The sequence below is a fragment of the Acidiphilium sp. PA genome, assembly GCF_026191915.1.
Taxonomy (GTDB): domain Bacteria; phylum Pseudomonadota; class Alphaproteobacteria; order Acetobacterales; family Acetobacteraceae; genus Acidiphilium.
The window spans coordinates 70,538-96,888 of sequence record NZ_JAIMBY010000007.1 but is presented as its reverse complement, the minus strand read 5'-3'; the positions used below and the strand labels follow the sequence as shown (position 1 = coordinate 96,888).

Annotated in this window: 26 protein-coding genes; 13 read left to right on the top strand and 13 right to left on the bottom strand. The window is 63.8% G+C overall.

The window, feature by feature from the left end; all coding sequences use genetic code 11:
* Positions 1-77 precede the first annotated feature (77 nt).
* A complete protein-coding gene (locus AruPA_RS11020) occupies positions 78-1,904 on the top strand; it encodes a methyl-accepting chemotaxis protein (protein ID WP_265636741.1) in 1,827 nt (608 codons plus the stop codon).
* A 6-nt stretch (positions 1,905-1,910) separates the two neighbouring features.
* Here the strand turns inward: AruPA_RS11020 and AruPA_RS11015 are convergent, their stop codons facing one another.
* Positions 1,911-2,192 (bottom strand): DUF427 domain-containing protein, encoded by a 282-nt coding sequence (locus tag AruPA_RS11015; RefSeq protein ID WP_265636740.1) that lies wholly within the window; start codon positions 2,190-2,192, stop codon positions 1,911-1,913.
* 152 nt (positions 2,193-2,344) lie between these two features.
* Between AruPA_RS11015 and AruPA_RS11010 the strand changes: the two genes are divergently transcribed.
* Together AruPA_RS11010 and fumC are read left to right on the top strand one after the other, a co-directional pair.
* Positions 2,345-2,911 carry a hypothetical protein gene (locus AruPA_RS11010; protein ID WP_265636739.1) on the top strand — a complete coding sequence of 189 codons (567 nt, stop codon included), beginning with the start codon at positions 2,345-2,347 and terminating at the stop codon, positions 2,909-2,911.
* A gap of 44 nt (positions 2,912-2,955) precedes the next feature.
* Complete coding sequence (fumC, locus tag AruPA_RS11005; RefSeq protein WP_265636738.1) at positions 2,956-4,404, top strand: class II fumarate hydratase; 1,449 nt, start codon at positions 2,956-2,958, stop codon at positions 4,402-4,404.
* Here fumC and AruPA_RS11000 read toward each other — a convergent pair.
* A complete protein-coding gene (locus AruPA_RS11000) occupies positions 4,323-5,327 on the bottom strand; it encodes a LysR family transcriptional regulator (RefSeq protein ID WP_265636737.1) in 1,005 nt (334 codons plus the stop codon). The genes fumC and AruPA_RS11000 overlap by 82 nt on opposite strands.
* Positions 5,328-5,399: 72 nt before the next feature.
* Between AruPA_RS11000 and AruPA_RS10995 the strand changes: the two genes are divergently transcribed.
* From AruPA_RS10995 to AruPA_RS10985, 3 genes are all read left to right on the top strand, one after another.
* Positions 5,400-5,825, top strand: a complete 426-nt coding sequence (locus AruPA_RS10995; protein WP_265636736.1) for a DoxX family protein — start codon at positions 5,400-5,402, stop codon at positions 5,823-5,825.
* Entirely contained in the window at positions 5,822-6,628 is an 807-nt protein-coding gene (locus AruPA_RS10990; RefSeq protein ID WP_265636735.1) for a class III extradiol ring-cleavage dioxygenase, read from the top strand. Before AruPA_RS10995 ends, AruPA_RS10990 begins: the two co-directional genes overlap by 4 nt.
* A 111-nt stretch (positions 6,629-6,739) precedes the next feature.
* The gene (locus AruPA_RS10985; protein ID WP_265636734.1) at positions 6,740-7,915 is read left to right on the top strand and encodes a hypothetical protein; all 1,176 of its coding nucleotides are present in this window, start codon (positions 6,740-6,742) and stop codon (positions 7,913-7,915) included.
* Here the strand turns inward: AruPA_RS10985 and AruPA_RS10980 are convergent.
* The 5 genes from AruPA_RS10980 to AruPA_RS10960 all read right to left on the bottom strand — a co-directional run bounded on the left by AruPA_RS10980 (position 7,904) and on the right by AruPA_RS10960 (position 11,684).
* A complete protein-coding gene (locus tag AruPA_RS10980) occupies positions 7,904-9,133 on the bottom strand; it encodes an MFS transporter (RefSeq protein ID WP_265636733.1) in 1,230 nt (409 codons plus the stop codon). The genes AruPA_RS10985 and AruPA_RS10980 overlap by 12 nt on opposite strands.
* A gap of 361 nt (positions 9,134-9,494) precedes the next feature.
* Positions 9,495-11,027, bottom strand: coding sequence for a monocarboxylate uptake permease MctP (mctP, locus tag AruPA_RS10975; protein ID WP_265636732.1), 1,533 nt, complete (start codon positions 11,025-11,027; stop codon positions 9,495-9,497).
* Positions 11,028-11,037: 10 nt separating this feature from the next.
* Positions 11,038-11,211, bottom strand: a complete 174-nt coding sequence (locus AruPA_RS10970; protein WP_029310964.1) for a DUF3311 domain-containing protein — start codon at positions 11,209-11,211, stop codon at positions 11,038-11,040.
* A gap of 143 nt (positions 11,212-11,354) precedes the next feature.
* Positions 11,355-11,486 (bottom strand): hypothetical protein, encoded by a 132-nt coding sequence (locus tag AruPA_RS10965; protein WP_265636730.1) that lies wholly within the window; start codon positions 11,484-11,486, stop codon positions 11,355-11,357.
* Positions 11,487-11,513: 27 nt separating this feature from the next.
* A complete protein-coding gene (locus AruPA_RS10960; RefSeq protein ID WP_265636729.1) occupies positions 11,514-11,684 on the bottom strand; it encodes a hypothetical protein in 171 nt (56 codons plus the stop codon).
* Positions 11,685-11,696: 12 nt separating this feature from the next.
* Here AruPA_RS10960 and AruPA_RS10955 point away from each other — a divergent pair, with 12 nt between their 5' ends.
* The 3 genes from AruPA_RS10955 to AruPA_RS10945 are packed head-to-tail and all read left to right on the top strand — an operon-like array spanning position 11,697 to position 14,685.
* Positions 11,697-11,897, top strand: coding sequence for a hypothetical protein (locus tag AruPA_RS10955; RefSeq protein ID WP_265636728.1), 201 nt, complete (start codon positions 11,697-11,699; stop codon positions 11,895-11,897).
* Complete coding sequence (locus AruPA_RS10950) at positions 11,894-13,228, top strand: MFS transporter (RefSeq protein WP_265636727.1); 1,335 nt, start codon at positions 11,894-11,896, stop codon at positions 13,226-13,228. The genes AruPA_RS10955 and AruPA_RS10950 overlap by 4 nt, the downstream gene beginning before the upstream one ends.
* Positions 13,225-14,685 (top strand): AMP nucleosidase, encoded by a 1,461-nt coding sequence (locus AruPA_RS10945; RefSeq protein WP_265636726.1) that lies wholly within the window; start codon positions 13,225-13,227, stop codon positions 14,683-14,685. Before AruPA_RS10950 ends, AruPA_RS10945 begins: the two co-directional genes overlap by 4 nt.
* 65 nt (positions 14,686-14,750) lie before the next feature.
* Here AruPA_RS10945 and dksA read toward each other — a convergent pair whose 3' ends face one another.
* Positions 14,751-15,164 (bottom strand): RNA polymerase-binding protein DksA, encoded by a 414-nt coding sequence (dksA, locus tag AruPA_RS10940; RefSeq protein WP_265636792.1) that lies wholly within the window; start codon positions 15,162-15,164, stop codon positions 14,751-14,753.
* Between the two features lie 122 nt (positions 15,165-15,286).
* Positions 15,287-15,679, bottom strand: coding sequence for a flagellar assembly protein FliX (locus tag AruPA_RS10935; protein WP_265636725.1), 393 nt, complete (start codon positions 15,677-15,679; stop codon positions 15,287-15,289).
* Between the two features lie 174 nt (positions 15,680-15,853).
* Here AruPA_RS10935 and AruPA_RS10930 point away from each other — a divergent pair, with 174 nt between their 5' ends.
* Genes AruPA_RS10930 through AruPA_RS10915 form a run of 4 tightly spaced genes read left to right on the top strand, consistent with a single transcriptional unit; the run spans position 15,854 to position 18,763 of the window.
* Positions 15,854-16,936: a flagellar basal body P-ring protein FlgI gene (locus tag AruPA_RS10930; RefSeq protein WP_265636791.1), complete on the top strand. Its 1,083-nt coding sequence runs from the start codon at positions 15,854-15,856 to the stop codon at positions 16,934-16,936.
* A complete protein-coding gene (locus AruPA_RS10925) occupies positions 16,933-17,271 on the top strand; it encodes a rod-binding protein (RefSeq protein ID WP_265636724.1) in 339 nt (112 codons plus the stop codon). The genes AruPA_RS10930 and AruPA_RS10925 overlap by 4 nt, the downstream gene beginning before the upstream one ends.
* A complete protein-coding gene (locus AruPA_RS10920; RefSeq protein WP_265636723.1) occupies positions 17,268-17,690 on the top strand; it encodes a hypothetical protein in 423 nt (140 codons plus the stop codon). Before AruPA_RS10925 ends, AruPA_RS10920 begins: the two co-directional genes overlap by 4 nt.
* Before the next feature lie 56 nt (positions 17,691-17,746).
* Positions 17,747-18,763, top strand: a complete 1,017-nt coding sequence (locus AruPA_RS10915) for a glycosyltransferase family 4 protein (protein ID WP_265636722.1) — start codon at positions 17,747-17,749, stop codon at positions 18,761-18,763.
* A 19-nt stretch (positions 18,764-18,782) separates the two neighbouring features.
* Here the strand turns inward: AruPA_RS10915 and AruPA_RS10910 are convergent, their stop codons facing one another.
* The 4 genes from AruPA_RS10910 to AruPA_RS10895 form a co-directional block, all read right to left on the bottom strand.
* On the bottom strand, positions 18,783-20,423 hold the full coding sequence (locus AruPA_RS10910; RefSeq protein WP_265636721.1) for an ATP-binding protein: 1,641 nt from the start codon (positions 20,421-20,423) through the stop codon (positions 18,783-18,785).
* A gap of 219 nt (positions 20,424-20,642) precedes the next feature.
* Positions 20,643-22,034: a dihydrolipoyl dehydrogenase gene (lpdA, locus tag AruPA_RS10905; protein WP_265636720.1), complete on the bottom strand. Its 1,392-nt coding sequence runs from the start codon at positions 22,032-22,034 to the stop codon at positions 20,643-20,645.
* 122 nt (positions 22,035-22,156) lie between these two features.
* Entirely contained in the window at positions 22,157-23,374 is a 1,218-nt protein-coding gene (odhB, locus tag AruPA_RS10900; protein WP_265636719.1) for a 2-oxoglutarate dehydrogenase complex dihydrolipoyllysine-residue succinyltransferase, read from the bottom strand.
* A gap of 24 nt (positions 23,375-23,398) precedes the next feature.
* The gene (locus AruPA_RS10895) at positions 23,399-26,245 is read right to left on the bottom strand and encodes a 2-oxoglutarate dehydrogenase E1 component (RefSeq protein WP_265636718.1); all 2,847 of its coding nucleotides are present in this window, start codon (positions 26,243-26,245) and stop codon (positions 23,399-23,401) included.
* Positions 26,246-26,351 lie beyond the last annotated feature (106 nt).

Here is a 26,351-nt window from a genome sequence, read left to right as displayed (position 1 = left end):
CGGAGAGCGCATAACCCGGCGTTAATCTTTGCGCCTTAGTCTGCCGATCATAGCGGTTGCAGCAAGGATGACGCCCAGTGGTTTTGAAACTGAATGTTCGACACAAGCTTTACCTGACCGCGGCAATCAGCCTGGTTGGCTTTGTCTGTCTCTGTGCGTTTGCGCTGCATCTGCTCTATCGCACCATGCTGGCCGATCGGATCGCCAAAACCGACGTCCTCGCTCAAATGGCGCGCTCGGTCGCTGCCTCGATCTACCAGCGGGAAGAAGCGGGACAGATCAGCGAGGCTGCCGCCAAGGCCAAGGCCGCGCGGATCATCGGCCAGATGGGGTATGGCAAGGACGGATATATATTCGTCAACAACAGCAAAGCGGTCCGCATCGTCTTCCCGCCCGATCCGAAACTGGTCGGCCAGGACACATGGAACCTGCACGACCCGGATGGCGTGTACCTCAACCGCGTGATGGAACGGCGCGCCGTGGCGGGCGATCACCGGCCGACGTTCTACCGGTTTCCCAAGCCCGGCTCGAAAACGCCGGTTCAGAAAGTCGCGATGGTGGAATATTTCGCACCTTGGGACTGGGTGATCGGCACCGGCATCTACCTTGACGATGTGCAACATGATTTCGACGCCCTGCTCTGGGACTTCGCGGCTTTTGCCCTGCCGATTCTGCTCCTGATCTTCGGCGTCGCGTTCTGGCTGTCGCGCAACATCGCGCTGCCGCTGTCAGACCTTGCCGTGCAGACCGGCGCGGTGGGCGCCGGCAGGCTCGATGTTGCCATCAGGGGGACTGACCGATCCGATGAAATCGGCACGCTGGCGATGGCGATCGACCAGTTTCGGCTCGATGGGCTGGAAAAGCGCCGCCTGGAATCCGAGGCGAACGAAGCCCGCCAGCTGCGCGAGGCTGAACGCGCGCAAGCGGAGAGTTTGCGGGCCGCAATGAACACCCAGCTCACCACCGTGGTCAGCGCCGTCGCGGGCGGGCTCAGTCGCCTCGCCGACGGTGATCTGCTGCATCGGATCAACACCCCGTTTGCCGCCGAATACGAAAAACTGCGCGCCGATTTCAACGACGCGGTCACGAAGCTGCATGCCACGATGGCCGATGTGTCCGGTGCGACCGATACGATCCGCGCCGGGTCCAGCCAGATCGCCAGCGCCTCGGACGACATGGCACGCCGCACCGAACAACAGGCGGCCAACCTCGAACAGACCGCAGCCGCGCTCGACCAGATTACCGCGACAGTACGCCGCACCGCCGAGGGTGCGGTTCAGGCCCGCAAACTGGTGCAGACGGCGCGGGAAGATTCCGAACGCTCGGGCGACGTGGTGGGCCGCGCGGTCGATGCCATGACGGGCATCGTTCAATCTTCGACCCAGATCGGCAATATCACAGGCGTGATCGACGAAATCGCGTTCCAGACCAATCTTCTCGCGCTGAACGCGGGCATCGAGGCCGCGCGCGCCGGTGATGCCGGACGCGGCTTCGCGGTCGTCGCCTCCGAGGTGCGCGCATTGGCACAGCGCTCCGCCGATGCGGCCAAGGAAATCACGTCGTTGATCAAAATGTCGGGCAGCCAGGTCAAAACCGGCGTCGAACTGGTCGATGAGGCGGGGAAGAGCCTGAACCGCATCGCGACGCAGGTTTCCACCATCGACGGCATCGTCGCCGAGATTGCCGCTTCGGCGCAGGAACAATCGACCGGACTCACCCAGATCAATACCGCGATCAACGCGATGGATCAGGCAACCCAACAGAACGCCGCGATGGTCCAGCAATCCACCGCCGCCGCCGGCAGCCTCGCGACGGATTCCGATCATCTTTCGAGCCTCATCGCCCGGTTTGCTCTGGCAAAGCAGACCATGCAGGGACGCCAGCCAGCGCTCCGACGGGCGTAGCCGGTCCTAGCCGACTTTTACGCCCTTCCAGAACGCGACGCGGCCCTTGATGGCGGCCGCAGCGGCCAGCGGCTCGGCATAATACCAGGCCGCATCCGTATTGGTCGCGCCGTCCACCGCGACCGAGTAGTAATTCGCGGTGCCCTTCCACGGGCAGCGCGACGTGGTCGCGCTCGGCCGCAGGACCTCGGCGCGCACCGCGGCGAGCGGGAAATAGTGGTTGCCCTCGACCACCACGGTATCATCCGATTCCGCTATGACCGTTTCATTCCAGATGGCCTTGACCATAATGTGTCTCCTTGCGACCGCAGCATGAAACGAAATCGAAATAGCGGCGTCAAGGCCGGTGAAAATTTCTAAAATTACGTTCGATTTTGGCTTACTTTCGGATTGGAAACATCTTAAGGTTGCGACTACCACAATTTGGAGCGATGCTGATCATGGCTATCATCACATGTGAAACCGGGTGGAAGGGCATGTCAAACCAAGGGAAATGGAGTAATCACGAAAGCAGTTTAAGCGAGGCTGAAATGATTGATCTAGCTGGCCAAATCAGTTTGATTGCCGGGATGAGCGGTGATGACCCCGTCGGTATGGATGCCAAATTCAAGGCTGTGAGAGCGGCTCTTGCCAGCAGTACCGCAACGATCAAGATCACCAAGGGAATTCATCAACGAGACAGCAAGGCTCATTTCGATATCGTCGTAAGTGGTACGGAAGGCGGCACGTTTCATGTTTTTGTTATCCCCGGGGTCGCCACCAGCCATACCGGCGGAAAATCCTACTCGGGCAAAACCATAGTACGGCAATTGGCCGCTTATATTCCGAGCGGCCTGAGCGTCAATGATGGGGTGATCAAGACATGGCCAAGCCAATTCAAGCTGGCCGAACTTGAAAAGCCGGTTGGTCGTCCCCGGGGATACAGCTTGAGTATTGGCAACAGCCTCCCGCCCCCGACGTTCCTCGAAGCAACGACAAAAAATCCGGTATATTACGCCGTTAATTGACAAGCGGGGTTCGCTTTTCCGGTCGGACCTCCCAATTATTGGAAGTGACCGCGCATCCCACCCTGCACGACCTGCCGATCGGCATCGACGCCACCGGCTTTCGCACCGAGACCGACTCGATGGGCGACATCCAGGTGCCGGCCGACCGCTACTGGGGCGCGCAGACCCAGCGCAGCCTCAAACATTTCGCCATCGGCGCGGACCGCATGCCGCTCGCGGTGTATCACGCCTACGCCATCGTCAAAAAAGCCGCCGCGATGGTCAACACCCAAGCCGGGCACCTGCCGGCCTGGAAAGCCACCGCGATCCTGCGCGCGGCGGACGAAGCGATCGCCGGCGGGTTCGACGATCATTTCCCGCTGTTCGTCTACCAGACCGGCTCCGGCACGCAGTCGAACATGAACATCAACGAGGTTCTGGCCAACCGCGCCAGCCAGTTGCTCGGCGGCGCCATCGGCAGCAAAGCGCCGGTCCACCCGAACGACGATCTCAACCTCGCCCAATCGTCGAACGACACGTTCCCGACCGCGATGCACATCGCAACGCTCGATGCGCTCGACGATCAACTGCTCCCGCACGCGGGCGCGCTTGCCGCCGCGATCGAAGCCAAGGCGGCGGCCTGGCACGACATTCCGAAAACCGGGCGCACTCATCTGCAGGATGCGGTGCCTCTTACCGTCGGGCAGGAATGGTCCGGCTACGCGCACCAGATTCGCACCGCGCTTGCGCGCATCGAGGCAAGCAAATCCGAGCTCTACCAACTCGCGGCCGGTGGTACGGCGGTCGGCACCGGCATCACCGCCTGGCCTGGCTTCAGTGCTGCCATCGCCAGCCAGATCGCCCGCCTGACCGGCAAACCCTACGTTACCGCTCCCAATAAATTCGCGGCACAAGCTTCACTCGATGCCCTGGTCGCCACCATGGCCGCGGTTCGGGGGCTTGCGGTTGCCTGCCTGAAAATCGCCAACGACATGCGCTGGCTCGCGAGCGGACCGCGTTGCGGCATCGGCGAGCTGATCCTGCCGGAAAACGAACCCGGCTCCTCGATCATGCCGGGGAAGGTCAACCCCACGCAATGCGAAGCGATGGTGATGGTGTGCATCCAGGTGATCGGCGATGACAACGCCGTCGCCTTCGCCGGCAGCCAGGGCAATTTCGAACTCAACGCCATGCGCCCCCTGATCATCAACAACCTTCTGCGCGCGTGCCGGAATCTCGCGGATGCCTGCGCCACTCTCAACCGCTTTTCGGTCGCCGGTACGACGCTCAACCGCGCCCGGATCGATGATCAGCTCGGCCGCTCGCTGATGCTGGTGACCGCGCTCAGCCCGGAGATCGGTTACGACCGGGCCGCTGCGGTCGCGCACCACGCCGAGGCTGAAAATCTCACGCTGCGCGAGGCCGCCATCGCCTACGGCGGCATCGATGGCGCGACGTTCGACCGCATCGTTGATCCCGCAAGGCTGGTCGGCACCGGATTGTCGGGCGCCTGAGCCGCCGCGTCATCGCCGCTGAACCATGGCGCCGCCGCCCGCAACGCCGCCGCGATCGCCTCGGCCACCGCGCGAATGCGCGGCGTCTCGCGCGTGTCGCGATGCTGTGCCAGCCAGATCTCGCGCCCGCCCAGATCGGGCGAGGCCAGGCGCACCAGACCGGTCCCCCGTGCCGTGTGATGCGCCAGCACCGCAATTCCCAGCCCCGCCCGCGCCGCCGCGATGTGGCTCGCCCGGTTATCGGCCCGCAGCGCCGGCACCGCCTGTGGCGCCAGCGCCACCAGCCGGTCGATTTCGGGATACATCCCGGTTTCATCGCGCGTCAGGATCAGCCGATGCCCGGCACCGCCGCCCGCCTTGAAATCCGGCACGCCGTGCGCCGCAAGATAGCCGGCACTGGCATAAAGGCCGAACCGCACCGAACCCACCCGCCGCGCCAGGATCGACTGCCCGCGTGGCCGCGCCATGCGGATCGCGAGGTCCGCCTCACCCGCCGCGAGACTGAGCGTCCGGTCCGCGCCGATCAGTTCGACCACGATGCCCGGATAGTCGCGCGCCAGCGCCGCCAGCACCGGCATCAGCGCCACTTCGGCGAACCCCTCCACCGTGGTCAGCCGCACCACGCCTTCGAGCCGGATATCGCGCCCGCTCACGGTCCGCTCGACGGCGAACGCGGCCTGTTCCATCCGCTCGACCTCGCCGCGTACCGCCTCGCCCGCGGCGGTCAGCACGAACCCGCGCGGCGTGCGCACCAGCAGCCGTGCGCCCGCGCGTGCTTCCAACGCGGCCAGGCGCCGCCCCATCGTTGATTGCCGCACGCCCAGCGCCCGCGCCGCCGCCGAAAGCGTGCCATGGCGGGCGATTGCCAGAAAACTGCGCAGGTCATCCCAATCGAGCACGGGGCCCCCTATGCGTAAACGCATGACGAATGAACGATATTCGGGAATGTCTCCCTGATCGGTGCAAGTCTATATCATGCTGCAAAGGAGATCATCATGCATAATGCCATCGACAACCGCACCGCCCCCTACGGCGCCCTCCTGCTCAGGGTCAGCATGGGCGCGCTGTTCCTTGCCCATGCCAGCTTGAAATATTTCGTTTTCACCCCCGCCGGGACCGAAAAATACTTCGCCAGCCTCGGCCTGCCGCCGGTCTTCGGGCTGGTTGTCATCGTGGCGGAACTCATCGCGGGTATCGCCCTCATCCTGGGTATCTGGCCCCGCCTCGCCGCCTTGCTGATCGCACCGGACCTGATCGGCGCCATCATTCTGGTCCATAGCCACAACGGCTTCTTCTTCAACGCCCCCGGCGGCGGCTGGGAATATCCGGCCTTCTGGACGATTGGCCTGATCACACTGGCCCTGCTCGGCGACGGTGCCTATGCTCTCGTTCCAACCCCCTTCAACCAGCGAGCCGTATGATGGATAGCGAGACCCCGGCCCCCCTGCCCAGTATTTTCGTCAGCCATGGCTCGCCGATGCTGGCGATTACCCGCACGCCGGCGCGCGACTTCCTTGCCCATCTCGGCACCACCCTGCCCCGGCCGAACGCCGTGCTGATGGTCTCCGCGCATTGGGAGACCGAACGCCCCATGGTCAACGCGGTTGCGCGCAACCAGACCATCCATGATTTCGGCGGGTTTCCGCGCGCCCTGTTCGAAATCCAGTACCCGGCACCCGGCGATGCCACGCTTGCCGCCCATATCGCGGACCTGCTCGCGGCGGCCGGCTTTCCCACCGGCATCGATCACGCCCGCGGTCTCGATCATGGCGCCTGGGTGCCGATGATGCTCGCCTATCCGGCTGCCGATGTGCCGGTCCTGCAACTTTCCGTGCAATCGCACCGCGGCCCCGCCCATGCCTACGCCATCGGCCGGGCCCTCGCGCCGCTCCGCGCCGAAGGCGTGCTGATCATCGGCTCCGGCAGCTTCACCCACGACCTCCGCCGCTTTCGCGGCCAGGCGGTCGATGCGCCGGAAACCGCCGACGTTACCGCGTTCAGCGCCTGGATGGATCAGCACATCGCCGCTCATGACGTCGAGGCGCTGATCCACTATCGCACTCGTGCGCCGCATGCCGCCGATGAACACCCGACCGAGGAACATCTCCTGCCGCTGTTCACCGCCATCGGCGCCGCCGGCGACGCGCCCACCGCGCGGCGCCTGCACAATTCCACCGAACACGCCATCCTGCGCATGGATGCATATGGTTTTGACTTTCCCTGATCGCCCTGGGATTACCGATGCCGCGTGGTCGATGTGCGAAATTGATTTACACAATTTTAGATTGTGTGGTACCGCCTGTCATCACAGCAAGCGAAGCGGATTTCGATCTCCATGCAGGCCAATCCAAGGCTGATCATCCATTGCGGCTTCCATAAAACCGGCAGCACCGCCTTGCAGGCCGCGCTGCGCGCCAGCGACACACGATTACGCGCCGCAGGTTTTCTCTATCCCTACGCCGGCAGCCGTGACCAGCCGGGCCGGATCGGCAGCGACCCCAGCGACAGCGCGCACCACAACCTGGCTTGGCATACCGCCCGCCATCGGCGCTACGATCCCGCACGCGGCGGCCTGTCCGCCATGCTCGCCGAAATCGCGGAATTTCCTGGTGACGCGATCCTGTCCAGCGAAGAGTTCGAAACCCTGCTGGGCAGCGCCGACGGGCTGACGCTCTTGCGCAACGTGGCCGCGCGGTCCGGCCGGGACCTCGTTCTGGTCATCTATCTTCGCAACCAGATCGCCTACGCCGAATCCCTGTTCTTCGAACTGATCAAGCACGGCATCGGTACAGACTATGAACGTCACGCCGATGAAATCCTGCAAACCGGCAACCGCCGGTCCGAAGAGGCCGTGCATTGCTTCGACTATCAACGCGCCCTTGCCCGCCTGCGGGCGCGCACCGAGGCCACGATCATCCTGCGCAATTACCACGACCTGGGGCCGGGCGGCATCGTTGATGATTTCGCCGGCCTGTTCGGCCTCACCGACGCGCTGAAACCAGGTCCCGGTCGCGAAACCGCCAACCAGCGCCAACCAACCTCGACCGCGCTCTATACGTTCCATCGCAACCGCACTGGCCAGCGGCCCTCGCCGATCGAGCGCATCCGCATCATGCAAATCGCCGCCTGCGCGGATCGGTCCACCAGCAGCGCCGCTCTGCAAGAGGTTTTCGCCGAACGATTCGGCCCCGGTAACCGGGCGCTGTGCGCGGAATGGCAATTACCAACCACGGGGCTCGATGCCGCGCGAATGGGGCGCACGGCCTCCGAAATCTCCCTCGAATCCCTGTTCTCGTTCGAAACCCAGCGTGCGATCACCATGCTCGACACCACGGACTTGCCCGCGTGGCTTGCCGCAATCGGCCTTGAGAATACGACCATCCCGCTCGCGGCCCGCATGCTCGATCGTCTGCAGCAGGCCCGCCGCTCGCACCGGCGGCTCGCCGATCACGTCATCAACAAAATCTTTAACGAACCCGGCTCTTCGGCAACCCCGACGTCACCCGGCTGACCGGCGCCGCAGCCGCAACGCCGGACCCACCGACGCCACCAGCAACCCGCTCGCAACTACCAGCGGGATTCCCGCCGTCCACACCGTCGCGACGCCGTTCGGCCCGAGACACCGCGCATACACCGTGGTGAACAGCAGCGGCCCGATCAACGCGGTCAGCCCGGTCAAACTCGCGAGCAACCCCTGCAACCGGCCTTGCTCGGCATCGCTCACGCGATGCGCCATCACACCCTGCACGGCCGGCATCGCCAGACCCCATAACGAAAAGACCGGCACGCCCAGCCAGAACACCATGCTGTGCCGGGCAAAACCGAAAATCAGAAAGCCGATCGCGCCGCCCGCCAACCCGATCGCCAGCGCGCGCACCTCGCCGAACCGCTGCACCACCGGCCCGACCAGCAAGCCGCCGACCAACGCAAACCCAACCCCCGCCGCCGCCAAAGTCAGCCCGATCTCCAGCGGCAACCACCCATACCGGTCCTGCACATAGAGCACGAGCACCGAGGGGACCGCCTGCAACGCCAGCGTTCCCAACGCGTACACGCTCGCCGGTGCGGCGATCCGCGGCCGCCTGAAAAACCCCAGCGCCGATAACGGATTCAATCCCCGCCAACTCAGCCGCGTACGCGCCCGGCGCGACAGGGATTCCGGCAATGCCACCAACCCGTACAAAAAATTCGCCAGCGCCAGACCCGCCGCAAACCAGAACGGCAGCCGCAACGAAATTCCGCCCAGAATGCCGCCCAGCGCCGGCCCCAGCACAAACCCCAGCGCCGCCGCGACACCCGAGATCCCGAACGCCGCCGCCCGCCGCTGCGCCGGCGTCACATCCGCAATATACGCATTCGCCGCCGCAATATTCGCCGACGACGCGCCCGATAAAATCCGCCCGACAAACAACCACGCCACATCCGGGGCCAAGGCCATCACCGCGAAATCGATCGCCTGCCCCAGACATGAAAATAAAATCACCGGCCGCCGGCCGAACCGGTCCGACAACGCGCCCAGCACCGGCGCCGTCACAAATTGCATCGCCGCCCACGCCGCGCCAAAAAACCCGAACACGTGCGCCGTCAACACCACATTGCCGGCAACCAACCCCAAAACCAGCTTCGGCAACACCGGCAACACAATCGCCATCGCCAACATGTCCAACAAAATCGTGGCCATGATAAACCCAAACGCCGCATCCCGCCGCCCCGCCACGCGGCTGATCATGGATGGGAGTTGGGGGGATTGGGTGAGCGAGCAAAGTAAGGCCAGGGGCTCTCCCTCCGGAGCCATTCCAGCGATAAAGAGCATCGCTGGAACCTTGGGCTCCTCCGCCCCTGGACCCCGTTAAAGGCCCCGCGGGCAAGATGCCCGCTATCATACGATGAGGCGCGCGACGCGCGCCGGGCTTTAAAATCCATTAGTTTTAGGCAAGGGGAGGGCGACACAGGCCAGATCGACGGAACCACCGAGGCAGCGCCCTCCCCTTGCCTAAAACTAGCGGGTTCTAAGGGCTCCGCCCTTAGTGGGGGTCCAGGGGGCAAAGCCCCCTGGTCTTGCTTCGCTCGCCCACCCCAATCCCTCAACCTCATCCGTAATCGGCCTCGGTCGTAACGTCGTGGATACGGTCGGAGGCGAAGGCGTGGAAGATGGGGGATAGCGCGGTCGAGACGACGACGTTGACGATGAAGGTCGCGATCGCGATGTAGCAGGGGAAGGTATAGCCTGCGATGTGGAACGGGTAGATCGATCCTGCCAGGTGATTGAGCAGTGCGTAGTGCGTGGCAAGGCCGATGCCGCAGGCCCAGCCGACCAGCAGGGCCCAGCCGTTGTAAAAGCGCGTGAACAGGCTGAACACGATGGCGGGAAAAATCTGGATCATCCAGATCCCGCCGAGCAACTGCAGCTGGATGGCGTATTTCAGCGGCAGCGCGAAAATGAAGGCGAGCGCGCCGATGATCATCACGATGGAAAACAGCCGCGCGACCATTGATTCCTGTCCGGCGGTGACGCGCGGGTTGATGAACTGGCGCCAGATGTCGCGCGTGAAGATGTTCGCGGAGGCGATCGCCATGATGGCGGCGGGCACCAGCGCGCCGATCGCGATGGCGGCGAACGCGATGCCGACGAACCAGGGCGGCAGGGTGTGGATCAGCAAGGCGGGGACCGCGAAATTGGTGCCGAATTCCTTAAACCCGGCCGCGAATTGCGGCATGGTGGAAACGCCCGCCGCCACCGCCATGGCGCCGAGCAGCGTGACCAGCCCAAGCATCAACGAGTAGGCCGGCAGGATCACCGCGTTGCGCCGCACCACTTCGCTCGATCGTGCCGAGAGCACGCCGGTGGTGGCGTGCGGGTATAAGAACAGCGCCATGGCCGAGCCGAGTGCGAGGGTGGCGTAGCCGGAATAGAGCCCGCCGCTGCCGGCCGGCGGCTTGGGCAGCAGCAGCTTGGCTGGGGCGATTTTCGCAAAAATCGCGCCGAACCCGCCGAGTTCGGTCGGGATAACGATGATCGCGACAATGATGGTGAGGTAGATCAACAGATCCTTGACCACCGCGATCATGGCGGGCGCGCGCAGGCCGGAGGTGAAGGTAAACGCCGCCAGCACCAGAAAGGCGATGATCAGCGGCAGATGCGCGCCGAATCCCGCCCCGGTGATCCCCAATCCGCCGATCACGGTCTGCATGCCCACCAGTTGCAGCGCGATGTAGGGCATGGTCGCGACGATGCCGGTTACCCCCACCGCGAGGGCGAGAAGCCGATTGCCGTAACGCCCGCGCACGAATTCCGGCCCGGTGACAAAACCGTGCCTGGCGGAGACGCGCCATAATTTCGGAAAGATCACATATAGGATCGGGTAGGCGACAATCGTGTACGGCACGGCGAAAAACGCGAGCGCCCCGGCACCGAACATCAGCGCGGGCACCGCGATGAAGGTGTAGGCGGTATAGATATCGCCGCCGATCAGAAACCACGAAACGATGACCCCGAATTGCCGCCCGCCCAGACCCCATTCATCGAGCCTGGTCAGATCCCCGCCGCGCCAACGCCCGGCGGCAAACCCCAGGCCCAGCACGAGCACGAGCAGAACCGTAAAAATGCCGATCGCAATATCCATGGTCTTGGCCTCAGCTCTCGGCTTTATAAACGATGAAGATAATCACTGCCGAGAGCGGCACGGCGACCAGTTGATACCAGTAGAAGAACGGGAACCCGAATACCGCCGGAAGGGCGTGGTTGTAGAACGGCACCCATAGCGTGCCGATGAACGGGATGAGCAGCAGAAACCGCCAGGCGGACACACGTCTGCCGTGCTCTGGTTCGGGTTCGCGTGATGACCAATCGGGTGATGACATGGCGTTGGTTGGACCTCCCGGTTTCCCGGCCCCGATGCCGGAGCCGTTACCGCTGGTTTAGGCCGATCGCTCAAGCCGTGGCAAGAATCTCACGTCACCGCAGCGCCGGTGACCCGGGCCGGCCTGTGGCGAAACGGGCTGCTGGGTGGCGTCTGTCGCGCCTGATGCACGCCGGCGGTTTGCGACGGCATTGTCTTGACCGGATCTGACGGATCCATCACGCTGTCGGGTAGATTGACCAGACGGCATCATTTCAAGCGGGGATCGATCGACGATCGTGCCACGATCTGCACCCGGTTCGGCCGGGCGACCTGGGCGCCTGCTTCATCGCGGGCGCGATCGGCCTGGATCGTCAGGCCCGAACGCTCATGGGCGGAGCCGGTCGTCGTGCGGACCTGGCTGGCGGGCGCGATGATCAAAACGCCGCTTGCATGATCAACGAGGGCAACGATCCGCACACATATATGGAAATGACGTTCATGGGCACGCGGGCGAGCGAGAATTTTTACATCGGCACCGGCGGCATTGCGGTCGGGCCGGATTTCGTGCGGGACGGTCCGGCGCGCCACACCATTGCGGACGGCGCGCGGGTCTTTGCCGAGGCTAATCGCCGCGTGGTGGGCGGCCCATGACCGCGCAGGCAGCGGACCGCCGCATCACCTGGTGCCCGACCGATAGCTGGAATTTCCTGTCTTTCGCCATCGGCATGCTGGCGGAGGCTTATGCGTTCGGTGTGGCATCGGTCGCGACCGGCTGGGTGAGCATTCCAAAATCGCTCCTCTCGCTGCTGCTGGCCTGGGCGCCGATCTGGCTGATCATCGGCATCGCGATATCGGGCCCGTTGTCGGACCGGCTGGGCCGCAAACTGATGTTCTACGTGACCATGGCGCTGTACGGCGTGGGTGCGCTCGGGCTTGCATTCAGCCAGGGCTACGGGCTGATCCTGCTGTTTCTGGCGATCATGCTCCTGGCCTCGGGCGGCGAGATGAACACCATCCTGATCGCCTCGCATGAGTTGATGCCGCCGCGCCACCGGGGCAAGGCAACGATGGCGGCGGTCAGCTTCGTCTCGATCGGCGGGTTGGTGCTGGCCGTTGCGGCGTTTTCATCATCCTACGGCTCGGTGCCGGTGCAGCGCGCGGTGGTCGGCGGTGTGGGGTTCGCGATCGTCGCCGTTCTGTTCTATGTCCGGGGCCGGACGCCGGAATCACTGCGCTGGCTTTATGGCATCGATCCGGCGCGGGCGGTGCGCGAAGCCGGGCATTTCTACGCCGATCAGGCGGCCGCACGGATCGGCGCGATCGAGGCGGAGTTGCGCGCAGCGTCCCCGGCCACATCCTCATGGCGGCAGGTGCTGGGCCTGCCGCGCATGGGCCTGAAGCTCGCGTGCAGCACGATGATGTCGTTCGGCAACGCGGCCGGTTATGGCATGATCACCTATGTGGTCGGGCCGTATTTCTTCAAAAACCTGACCGATCAGATCCTGCTCGCCGCAGGGCTGGCGGCGGTGGTTTCGGGGATGATCTTTCTCTCCGGCGACCGGATCAGCCGGCGCCGGACCTTGCTGCTCGGCTATGCCGCCTGCGCCGCGATCAGCCTGGTGATCGTGCTGACGCGCGGCTGGTGGCACAGCGATGCCTTGCGCTTTCTCGCCCTGGTGTTCGTTTTGAACTTCTTCATCAATATCGCCTATATCACTGAAGATACGTTCAAGGCCGAAATCTGGCCGACCGCGGTGCGCGGCTCGATGACGGCGCTGGTGCGGTTCATTTCGATCGGATGCTATGTCGTGACCATTTTCGTGACGCAATCCCTGACGATCGGCGGCTATCTCGGCTTCAACCTCGCGGTCTGGCTGGTCGGCCTCGCAGGGGCGGTGTTGTGGTCGGCCTTCGGTATCGAAACCGGCGGCGGCGCGGCGCTCGGCGTTGCCTCGGGCGAAACGATCGTCGATCCCTCATGACCGGCCGGCTGAGCCTGAACGCGATCGGCCCGCTCACCGCTTATGACGATGCGGCCGCCGCCGTGCAGGAAATCCGCCGCATCTACGACCAGAGCCTCGCCCGGATCGGTGCCGGATTCCGCGCCTTGCTGGCCGATCCGCACGCCCCGGACCCGGTCGAGGCACCCTACCCGTACGTCGCGTTTTCGGTGGCACAGGAGCAACTCAACGTCGATGCGCGGCTGTCGCACGGCGTGTTTCTCGAACCCGGCACCTACGGCACGACGCTCACACGGCCGGATATTTTCGGCGCCTACTACCACGAACAGATCAGCCGGCTGATGCATCACCACGGTTGTGCCGTGCATGTCGGCGCGAGCGCGACGCCGATCCCGCTCGCGTTCGCCGCGCCGGATGCCTCGGGTGCCGGCGCCGATTTCGACTACGAGGCGCTGCTCGATCGTTCGACCAAGCCCGATCTATGGGCGATCAACGACGCGATTGCCAACAGCACCAACCGGCCGCTGGCTGACGCGCCGAACCCGCTGTCGCTGTTCACCGCCGAGCGGGTGGATTATTCGATCGCGCGCCTGCACCACTACACCGGTACGGCGCCGGGTCATTTCCAATCCTTCGTGCTGTTCACCAACTATCAGCGGTATGCCGATGCCTTCGTGGCCTATGCACGCACCCAGCTCGCGGCCGGCGGGGCCAGTGCCTTCGTCGGGCCCGGTGATGTCGAAACCGCCGCGGGCGGCACGATTGATGCCGACGCGTTCAGTCGCAATCTGCCGCAGATGCCGGCCTATCACATCAAGCGCCCGGACGGCGATGGCATCACCCTGGTCAACATCGGTGTCGGGCCGAGCAACGCCAAGACCATCACCGACCATATCGCGGTGCTGCGGCCGCATTGCTGGCTGATGGTGGGCCATTGCGCCGGCTTGCGGCGTGGCCAAGTGCTGGGCGATTACGTGCTGGCGCACGGCTATGTTCGCGCCGATCATGTGCTCGACGACGATCTGCCGCTGTGGGTGCCGGTCCCCGCGATCGCGGAGGTGCAGGTGGCATTGGCCGAAGCGACCTCGCTGGTCACCGGCCTGCGCGACCATGAGCTGAAAACCCGCCTGCGCACCGGAACGGTCGCGACCACGGACAACCGCAATTGGGAAATTCAGCTCGATACCTATTTCGCCGCGTTCAATCGCAGCCGGGCCATCGCCGTGGATATGGAATCCGCCACCGTCGCGGCCAACGGTTTTCGGTTCCGGGTGCCTTACGGCACGCTGCTCTGCGTATCGGACCGGCCGCTGCACGGGCAGTTGAAACTGCGCGGCATGGCCAATGAATTCTATCGCACCAGCATCGATCAGCACATCATGATCGGGATCGAAACCATGAATATCCTGCGGCGCCAGGGTGTTGAACGGTTGCACTCGCGCAAGCTGCGCGGCTTCGTCGAACCTGGATTCCGCTGAGCCCGAGCCTTAGCGCGGCTGACGCGCATCGACCGCGCCGGCCACGCCGACGCGCGCGGCAACAATCAATCGTCGCGCTGGATACGTTCCTGACGCTCGTGACGTTCCTGCGCCTCGATCGACAATGTCGCGATCGGGCGTGCCATCAGCCGTTTCAGGCCGATCGGCTCGCCGGTTTCCTCGCAATAGCCGTAGGTACCGCCTTCGATCCGCGCCATCGCCTGGTCGATCTTGCCGATCAGTTTGCGCGCGCGGTCGCGGGTGCGCAATTCGAGTGCGCGGTCGGTCTCGACACTCGCACGATCGGTGATGTCGGGCTCCAGAATACCGCCCTCCGAAAGACTGGCGAGGGTGCCATTCGCCTCCATCAGCAGATCGTGCCGCCAGCGTAACAGACGTTGGCGGAAATATTCGATCTGCATCGGATTCATAAATTCTTCATCGTCACTCGGTACATAATCCGGCGCGAGAGTGATCAGCATGTTTATGAGTCTCTCCAACGAGTCGGCCAGCCGGGGGTCGCCATCGGCCGCACGCCGCCGGCTTATAGCTTCGGCCCTGCCCGACGCCAAGACCTATCCTGCGGCAATTCACCAAGCCGTCATATTTGGTCACGCCGCGCGAGTTCTACCTTGGCGCGCAACCGGATTGCCCCGATGATCTGCCGCAGTACCGGATCGGCAGGCTCGGTCATGGTCGCGACCGCATCGCTCAGCGCGGCGAGCGCGGCGCCGCCATCTCCGTTCAGCGTAGCTATCTGGATGGCATCCAGCGCGCCGAGCACGGATTCACCCCCGCGGCGGGCCGTGCGGTCGCGGTGCTGGGGGCAGGTATCCTCCTGCAGCGCGATCAATCCGGCGGGGATCACAGCCGACACCGTGCCCACCGATGCCGCAGCGGGCTGCCGAAGCATGAAACCCGGGGCTCCGGTTCTGGCGGTGGTACCGCCGGGCCGGGCGGCTCCGACCCCGGACAGTGCTGAAATACGTGTCATGCCAACTCCTCGAAGCGCTCTACGCGTTTTGCAATTTTGCCGACCAACGCATCTTTAGCTGCAAAGTATTAACTTTTTACTGCGATAACCAGATTTGTGAGCACAATCGTATCATCGCAGCCCGCCCCCTTCCGGCCGACGAAGCGGCGCTTCGGCCTGGTGGCCTTCGCCGGCATGTTGGTCATATCGCTCCTCGCCTGCATCGGCACGGCGCGGGCGGAGGTTCGCATCAAGGACATCACGGATATCCAGGGCATCCGCGACAACCAGTTGATCGGCTATGGGCTGGTCGTCGGGCTCAACGGCACCGGCGATTCGCTCAACAATGCCATCTTCACGCGCCAGTCGCTGATCGGCATGCTCGAACGCCTGGGCGTCAACACCGAAGACCAGGCTGCCAGCCTGCAGACCAAGGATATCGCCGCGGTCATGGTCACGGCAAGCCTGCCGGCGTTTTCGCACAGCGGCGAGCAGATCGACGTCACTGTTTCAGCCCTGGGCGATGCGAAGGACCTCACCGGCGGCACCCTGCTGGTAACCCCGCTGCTCGGTGCGGACGGCCAGGTTTATGCCGTGGCGCAGGGTTCGCTGGTCACCGGTGCGATCAAGGCGAGCGGCGCGAATTCCTCGTTCACCCAGGGCGTACCGACGGTCGGCCGCATCACCAACGGGGCCATCGTCGAGCGGTCGGTGAATTTCACTCTCGCCACCGAGACCGATCCGAAACTCGAATTGCGCAATCCCGATTTCACCACCGCCGAGCGAATCGCCGACGCGATCAACGCCGATCTGGGGCCCGGCATCGCCACGATGGACGATCCGCGAACCATCACGCTCGACCTGAAAGGCCGCAATGTCGTCGGCGACCTCGCGGCGATCGAGGATTTGAAAGTGGAGCCTTCCTCCCCCGCGACGGTCGTGGTCGATGAAGCGACCGGCACCATCGTGATGGGGGCGGATGTGCGGATCAGTACAGTCGCCATCGCGCAGGGCAATCTGACCGTGCAGGTCACCAACACACCGGTGGTGAGCCAACCCGGCCCGCTTTCCAACGGTCAAACGGTTTCGACCGCGCAAACCACAATCGCGGTCAAGAAAGGCAAAGGCAAGAAAATGGCAATCGTCAAAGGTAGCGTCAGTCTGCGCCAATTGGTCAGCGGTCTGAACTCCCTCGGGGTCGCACCGCACGACATGATCAGCATTCTGCAGGCGATCAAGGCAGCCGGCGCGCTGCAAGCCCAGCTGGTCGTGCAATGAGCGGCACGATCGGATCGGTGCCGATCCTGCCACCGGCGACCCGCACAATCGCGGCGGCGAGCAAGACCGATGCGACCGCGCAGAAATTCGAAGCCATGGCGATTGCGCAGTTTCTGAAACCGATCTTCCAAACGATGGGCAAGGCCGACGCCCCGTTCGGCGGCGGCACCGTTGCTCGGCAGTTTCAGCCGTTCCTGATCGACGCGATCGCCAAATCGATGGAAGCGCGCGGCGGCCTCGGCCTTACCCCGATGATCGAAACCACTTTGGCCGGCGAACAGGCAAAGCAAGGCCCCGCACCGGCATTCCGCATGTCAACCGGAGTCGAGAAATGATCGCCAAATCCAAGGTTAAAACGCTCCCGTCGCCGCAACCGTCACCCCTGCTGGAGGCGGTCACCACCCTCGCCAAAGTGCTCGAGGCGGAAAACGGTGCATTGCGCCAGTCGGATTTCGGCGCCAGCGGCGCCCTGGCCGATGCCAAACGCCTCGCGATCGTTTCACTCGAAAGCCTCACGTTGCATCAACCGCCATCGCCGAGCCTGATGCCGGAGGCGCTTCACCGGCGCCTCGACAGTGCGATCGAGCAGAATCGCCTGCTCCTGCGCCGCTCGATCGATACGCAGCAACGCGTCATCGCCACGATTCTGCAAGCAATCGACCCTGAGCCGGCCGACCAACATTATCCCGGACAGAACGGGGCCGAGACGTCCCACCGGCACACAGCACCGGTCGCGCTCACCCTGCGCGCATAACCGCCCAACCGGCCAATCTCTGGTCACTACAGACGCGCTATGGCATGCGCTCTACCATGCGTCTCATTCTGATCACGATCGCGCCGTTCGAATCCGTCTCCGGCGCATCGTTCTACCATCGCCGCCTGCTCGCCGCCTGGAACGACATGGGCGGCACCGCCGAAGTGATCGCCTTGACCGCGCCGCCGGCACCCGATTTCGCCGAACGGTTCGATCCATCAGCCGCGATCATCGTCGAAGGCGCCGCGTTCGAATACGCCGAAGCCGTCATCCCCGCGCTGCAGGCACGCGGCGCCGTCGCCCTGATCCATCATCCGACGGCGCTGGAACCCGGCACGCCCGAACCCCGCCGCCGCGCGCTCAAGGCACTCGAACGATCCGTGCTGCCCGGTTTTCGCAAAGTCGTCGCAGCCAGTGCACCGATCGCGGATCGCCTCAGCCAGGAATTCGGCGTACCAGCCAACCGTTTGCGCGTTCTGGTCCCCGGCACCGATCGTCAGACCCGGCGCTCGATCGGTGCCGATGCGCCGTTCGGCGCCCCCTGCACCATTCTCTCCCTTGCGACCCTCACCTATCGCAAAGGCCACGATGTCCTGCTGAAGGCCCTCGCGACACTGACCGACCTCGACTGGCGTCTAATCCTGGCCGGCGAACCGCGCGATGAAACCTATGCCCACAGCCTCGATACGCTGATCGAGCAGACCGGCTTGTCTGCCCGGGTCGAACGGCATGGTGCCCTCGAGGGTGCTGCCCTCGACACCGCCTGGGCGCGCGCCGATCTGTTCGCCCTGGCAACCCGCTTCGAAGGCTTCGGCATGGTGATCGCCGAAGCCATGGCCCGTGGCCTGCCCGTCGCCATCACCGATGGCGGCGCCGCCGGCAGCCTGGTTGCAACGGGTGCCGGAATCGTAGCCCCGGTCGATGATGTCGCCCAACTCGCAAAAGCGCTCCGCAGGCTGATTTTCAGCCCCGCCTTGCGCGCCGAAATGGGCGGCATCGCCTGGGCTCACGCCCGTACGCTACCGGAGTGGCCGGATCAGGCTGCGGCACTGCGCGATATCATCGCGCACTGACCATCCAACCGATGGCGCGTCATGTCACACGCGCCAGCAGGCGTTCCACGCGATCTTCGAATACGCTGAACGAAAACGGTTTTCTCAGCAGATCGACCCGTGGCCCGGCCACGATGCGCGCCGCATCGCTGACGTCACCCAGCCCGGTGATGAACAGCACCGGTAAAGCCGGCCGTATCGCATGGGCTGCCTCCACCAGGCAGCGCCCGTTCATCGCGCCGCGCAGCCCGATATCGGAAATCAGCAGATCGATCCGGCCGGACGCGGACAGCACGTCGAGCGCCGCTGCCGCATCGGCTGCCTGGAGGACGGAAAACCCCAACCCCTCGAGCATTTCGGCCAGGAGCGCGCGCAGATCGGGTTCGTCGTCAACGACCAGAATGACATCCTTTGTCTCGGGCTGCGGCATCTGCGCGGCGGAATCCGCGCTGCCGATCGCGCCGGCGGCGGTTTCGCACGGAAGGAACAGGCGAACGATGGTCCCCATGCCCGGCCGGCTTTGTAATTCGACATGACCGCCTGATTGTTTGAGGAAACCGTAAATCATCGACAGGCCCAGCCCGGCGCCGTGGCCGCGCTTCCTGGTGGTGAAGAACGGATCGAACGCCCGCGCCGCCACGTCCTCGGTCATACCGCAACCGGTGTCCATCACCGATACCACCACATATCTTCCTGGCGCGGCGGCATCACCGTCATCTGGCGTGCCGAGCGTCCGGCGGCAGGCCTCGATCGTCAGATACCCGCCATCGGGCATCGCATCGCGCGCATTGATCGCGAGATTGAGCAGCGCCGTTTCGAGTTGATGGTAGTCGCAAACCGCGGCGCCGACCGCCGGGTCGCACCGTGTCCGCAATTCGATCGTGGGACCAACCGTGTGGCTGAGCAATTCCTCGATGTCGAGCAGGAACTCCGGAATATCGATCACCGTCGGCACCAGGGATTGCTTGCCCGAAAAGGCCAGCAGCCGCTGCGTCAGCCCCGCTGCCCGACTGGCGGCACTACGCGCCCCCGCAAGATAAGACTCCGCCGATGCCAGATCACGCTGCGCCAGCCGCGTTGTGAGCATATCGAGATTGCCGATGATCCCGGCCAGTAAATTATTGAAATCATGGGCAATGCCGCCGGTCAACTGACCGATCACAGCCATTTTTTCGCTCTGGCGCAAGTTTGAACCGGTGCCCTCACGCTCGCGCGCCCGCGCCCGCGCGGGTGTTTCCGTGATCACCGTGAAGACGCCGTCAACGCGGTTTCGCTCTGCGATGATCGGCGTGTAACTGAAATCGAACCCGCACTGCCCGGTCATCGCCACGTTACCCGTGCTAAGCGCCCGATCGGATAGCAGGACCGCTTCCCCTCGCCGCACACGTTCCAGCATCGACCGGCAGAACACAGCGTGTTCGGGAAATACCTCGGTGACGGCCATACCCAACGCCCGCGGGTGCCACACGCCGAACAACGCCGCGCATGCATCGTTGTATAGCAAAACCCCATCCGGGCCGAGAAAAAGCGCGATCGGTGCGGGCGATCGCAGGGCCAGATCGACCGCGCAGATCCGCTCGACCGGCCAATCATCCCGGGCGCCTAGCACGGTCGCACCCCAATCGAACGCCGCGATCAGGCTTTGCGTATCCATACCCGGCGTGAGCTGGCTGTAATCCATGTTGTGGCGGTCCAGTTCCGCGATTATCCGCACCCGACGGTCCGATGCGATCAAAAATTGCCGGAGGCCGATGGACCTCCAAATGACCCACCCACGCTCATACCAAAAATCATTCCCGCTGGATTAATTTTTGGTGATTTCAAGCGGGCGATGCAAGAGGTCGCGGACCGATCGCCGGCACTTTATCGCACGATGCGCGGTGCAGCGCGTCGCTGGCCGTCAGATATGCAGAGCGCGCCCGTCAACCGCCAGTGCCGCCTCCTTGACGGCCTCGTTCAATGTCGGATGAGCGTGGCTCGTGCGTGCAATATCCTCCGCCGAAGCGCCGAACTCCATCGCCAGCACGAGTTCCGCGATCATCGTGCCCGCATCCGGCCCGATGATATGCGCGCCCAGCACCTGGTCGGTCGTCCGGTCGGACAGGATTTTAACGAAACCATCAGTGTCGCCCATCGCGCGCGCCCGCCCGTTCGCCATGAACGGAAACTTGCCGGTCTTGTAGGCCACGCCCTCGGCCTTGAGTTCTTCCTCGGTCTTGCCGACCGAGGCGATCTCCGGCCAGGTGTATACCACCCCCGGGATCGCGCCGTAATTGACATGCCCGGCCTGCCCTGCCAGCAATTCCGCCAGCGCGACGCCTTCTTCCTCGGCTTTGTGGGCCAGCATCGCCCCGGCGATCACATCGCCGATCGCGTAAATACCTTTGATATTGGTGGCGAAATGCCCATCGGTCTTGACCCGGCCGCGTTCGTCGGTCGCCACGCCGGCAACATCGAGCCCAAGCCCCGCCGTGTGGGGCCGTCGGCCGATTGCGACCAGCACGACATCGGCTTCCAGCGTTTCCGCCGCGCCGCCCTTGGCCGGTTCCAGTGTCAACGTAACCCCGGCGGCGGTCTTGCTGGCCCCGGTCACCTTGGTGCCGAGCTTGAACTTCAGGCCGAGCTTGGTCAGAATTTTCTGAAAGCTGCCCGCGATCTCGCCATCCATCGTCGGCACCAGACGATCGAGATATTCGACCACGGTTACCTCCGCGCCCAGCCGGCGCCAGACGCTACCGAGTTCCAGCCCGATATAGCCGCCCCCAATCACCACCAGATGCCTGGGTACCGATGCCAGCGCGATCGCACCGGTCGACGTGACGATGGTGGTTTCATCGATCTCCACCCCGGGCAGCGGCACACTTTCGCTACCGGTCGCGATCACGATATGCTTCGCTGTATAATCAATGCCTTCCACAGTGATCGTATCGGCCGACTTGAACGCCGCAGATCCCTTCAGCCAGGTGATCTTGTTCTTCTTGAACAAAAACTCGACGCCCTTGGTATTGGCGACGACCACCTCGTCCTTGTGGCTCATCATTTTCGGCAGATCGAAGGAAACCTCTTTTGCCATCACCCCGTGCTGCGCGAACCCATGCAGAAGCGCATGGTAATTTTCCGAGGATTGCAGCAACGCCTTCGAGGGTATGCAGCCGACATTCAGGCACGTGCCCCCCAGCGTCGCCCGCTTTTCGACGCAGGCGACCTTCATCCCAAGCTGGGCGGCCCGGATGGCGCACACATAACCGCCGGGGCCGGCGCCGATGACGATGAGGTCGAACTGGTCTGGCATCAGGTAAAATCCTTAAGGAAGGGTCCTTTTTTGAAAAAAAGAACCAAAAAACTTTTATTCATATCAGGTCGTGCCCTGACGCGTAATTCGCCTGGGCACGACGTTTGCAAGGTTTCGTTGGGCTAGATCTCCAGCATCAGCCGGCGGGGATCCTCGATGCTCTCCTTCACCCGCACCAGGAACGACACCGCCTCACGCCCATCGATGATCCGATGATCGTACGATACCGCGAGATACATCATCGGCCGGATTTCCACCTTGCCGTCGATCGCCATCGGCCGATCCTGGATCTTGTGCATCCCCAGGATCGCCGATTGCGGCGGGTTCAAGATCGGCGTCGACATCAATGAGCCGAATACACCGCCGTTGGTGATCGAGAACGTACCACCCGAAAGCTCATCGAGCTTCAACGCCCCGTCGCGCGCCCGCTTGCCGAACCCGGCAATCGCCGCCTCGATCTGCGGAAAACTCATCTGGTCCGCATCGCGCAGCACCGGCACCACCAGCCCATTCGGGCTGCTGACGGCAATGCCCATGTTCACGAAATTCTTGTAGACAATTTCATCGCCGTCGATCTCGGCGTTGACCGCCGGAAACTCGCGCAGCGCGGCAACGCAGGCCTTGACGAAGAAGCTCATGAAACCGAGCCGCACGCCCTTGTGCTTCTTCTCGAACGCATCCTTGTATTCCGACCGCAGCGCCATCACCGCGCCCATGTCCACCTCGTTGAAGGTGGTCAGCATGGCGGCGTTGTTCTGTGCCTCCTTCAACCGGGCTGCGATGGTGCGGCGCAGCCGGGTCATTTTCACCCGCTCCTCGCGCACATCCTCGGTGCGGGGCGTCCTCGCAGCCGCGACCGGCTTTTCGGCCGGCTTGTCGAGAAACGCGATCACGTCGCCCTTGGTGATCCTGCCATCCTTGCCCGAACCATCGATCTGCGACGGCGCAACCTTGGTCTCGGTCATCATTTTCTGGGCCGCCGGCATCGGCGCGTGGCCACTGCGGGCAACCGGGCCAGACGGCGGCGGCGGCGCGGTCACGCCGGCCGGCGGGTTGGCCGCGGGCCTCGGCTCGGCCTTGGCGGGTGCCGCGGCCGCACCATCGCCGGCGCCGATGGTGCCGAGCAGCGCGCCAACCTCGACTTCCGCCCCTTCATCCGCCGCAATCGCCTCGATCGTGCCGGCCGCCGGGGCATTGACCTCCACCGTCACCTTGTCGGTTTCAAGCTCGACGATCGCCTCGTCCCGCTCGACATGCTCGCCGGATTTCTTGATCCAGCGCGCGACCGTCGCGGTCGTCACGCTTTCGCCCAGAGTCGGGACCTTGATTTCGGTGGACATATTTCTGCCTCTCCTGTCGGCGTATCAGACGCCAAGTGCCTGCTTGACCAGAGCCGCCTGTTCGGCAGCATGCGTTTTGGCAAGACCCGTCGCCGGACTCGCCGCCGGTGTGCGCCCGACATAGACCGGCCGCTTCGCCTTCATGCCATCGCCCAGGCATTCGAGCACGTGCTCGATCCGCCGATCGACGAAATGCCAGCCGCCCATGTTCTCGGGCTCCTCCTGGCACCAGACGACCTCGGCATTGCCATACATCTCGATCGCCGCTTTCAGCGCCTTTTTCGGGAACGGATAGAGTTGCTCCAGCCGCACGATCGCCACGTCCGCAATGCCGCGATCACGCCGTTCGGCCAGCAGATCGTAATAGACCTTGCCCGAACAGATCACCACGCGCCTGACCTGCTCGGCCGGCCCGATCGCATCGATCTCCGCGATCACGGTCCGGAACGCCGAGCCGTTGCTCATCTCATCGAGCGTCGAGACGGCCAGCTTATGCCGCAAAAGCGATTTCGGCGTCATGATGATCAAGGGCTTGCGGAAATTCCGCTTGAGCTGGCGGCGCAGCGCATGGAAATAATTCGCAGGTGTCGTGATATTGCACACCGCCATGTTATTTTCGGCGCATAACTGCAAAAACCGCTCCGGCCGCGCCGATGAGTGCTCCGGCCCCTGCCCTTCATACCCGTGCGGCAGCAACATCGTCAGACCGGACATGCGCAGCCATTTGCTTTCACCCGCCGCGATGAACTGATCGATGATCACCTGCGCGCCATTGGCAAAATCGCCGAACTGGCCTTCCCACAGCACCAGCGTGCGCGGATCGGCGACCGAATAACCATATTCGAATCCAAGCACGCCGGCTTCGGACAACAGCGAGTTGAAGATCTCGATCTTCGCCTGATCGGCGCGGATGTTGTTCAGCGGCACATATTCGTGCTGGTTCGATTGATCGACCAGCACGGCGTGGCGCTGGCTGAACGTGCCGCGCTGACAATCCTCGCCCGACAGCCGCACCCGATGCCCTTCGAGCAGCAGCGAGCCGAAGCCCAACGCCTCGCCCGTCGCCCAGTCGATGCCCTCGCCGGTCTCAATCGCGTCGCGCTTGGCCTCAAGCTGGCGGATGATTTTGGGGTTGAGGTCGAAATTCGCCGGCGGGGTCGCGAGCGCATGCCCGATCGTACGCAGGTCTTCGAGCGAAATCGCGGTCGGTTCCTCGGTCTCGCCATCCTCGTCGCGCGCCGAATTCAGCCCGGCCCAATGGCCTTCCAGCCAATCCGCCTTGTTCGGCTTATAGCCCGCGGCCGCCTTGTAGGCTTCCTCGAGCGTCGCCACGAAATCCTGATGCATCTTGTCGGACTCGGCGGTGCTCACCGCACCCTCGGCGGCCAGACGTTCGGCATACAGCGTGCGCGTCGTCTTGCGCGACCGGATCGCCTGATACATCAGCGGCTGGGTGAACGCCGGCTCGTCGGTCTCGTTATGGCCGTGGCGGCGATAGCAGACCAGGTCGATCACCACGTCCACCGCGAATTGCTGGCGGAACTCGGTCGCCAGTTGTGCGACAAAAACCACCGCTTCCGGATCATCGCCGTTCACATGGAAAATCGGCGACTGCACCGATTTCGCCACATCGGTACAATAGAGCCCCGAATACGCATGGGCCGGCACCGTGGTGAAGCCGATCTGATTATTGACGACAATGTGAACCGTGCCACCCGTGCGGTAGCCGATCAGCTGGCTCATCGCGAGCGTCTCATACACCAGCCCCTGGCCGGCGAACGCCGCATCGCCATGCATCAGCACGCCCATCACCGAGCGCCGCCCGCTGGTATCCCCCGCCATATCCTGACGCGCCCGCACCTTGCCGACCACGACCGGGTCGACCGCTTCGAGATGCGACGGATTCGGCTGCAACGACAGATGCACCTGCCGACCATCGATCGACACGTCGGTCGACGTGCCGAGATGATATTTGACGTCGCCCGACCCCTGCACGGCATCCGGCTTGAAACTCTCGCCGCCGAATTCGGAGAACAGCGCAGTGAAGGGTTTCTTAACGATATTGACCAGCGTGTTCAACCGGCCCCGGTGCGGCATGCCGATCGCGATTTCCGAAACCCCGTCGCGCGCCGCGGTCTCGATGATCCGGTGCAGCGCCGGAATGGTGCTTTCCGCCCCTTCGAGGCCGAATCGCTTGGTCCCGACATAGCGGCGCTGGCAGAAGGTTTCGAAGCCTTCCGCCTCGGTCAAATGCTGCAACACCTTGCGCTTGCCCTCGGGCGAGAGCGCATTGCGCCAGGGCGCACCCTCGATGCGGCGCTGGATCCAGGATTTCTGCTCCGGGTCCTGAATATGCATGAATTCCACGGCAATCTTGCCGCAATAGCTCTCGCGCAGAATGCCGATGATCTCGCGCATCGTCGCGGTCTCGCGGCCGAGCACCATGTCGATGAAGATCGGCCGATCCATGTCGGCCTCGGTAAACCCGTAGCTCACCGGGTCGAGTTCCGGATGATGTCCGGGGCGCTTCAACCCCAGCGGATCAAGATCCGCTTCAAGATGCCCGCGCACGCGATAGGCGCGGATGAACATCAGCGCGCGGATCGAATCGATCGTCGCCTGGCGCGATACCGGTACGGATGGCGTCTCCGCCATTGCCGGTGCCGTCGTGAAATCGGTGGGCCGCGGCGCCCAGGAAGCACCAACCGCGTCGCTGAGCACCGATTTCGCCTCGTCGCCGAGCGATGCGAACAACGCCGCAAAATCCGGATCGACACTGTCCGGCGCGCTCACCCACCGCGCATAGAGATTGGCGATGAAGGCGGCATTACTGCCGTTCATCGCCGTGGCTAAAATATCGACACCCGCCATATCTGCTTCCTTCAACCGAACACGGTCCGCACCATCAAACCCGCCCGAAAGCGGCTTGCGTCATATGTGGGGTACATATGACGCGTTAGACATAGGCCACTTGCCG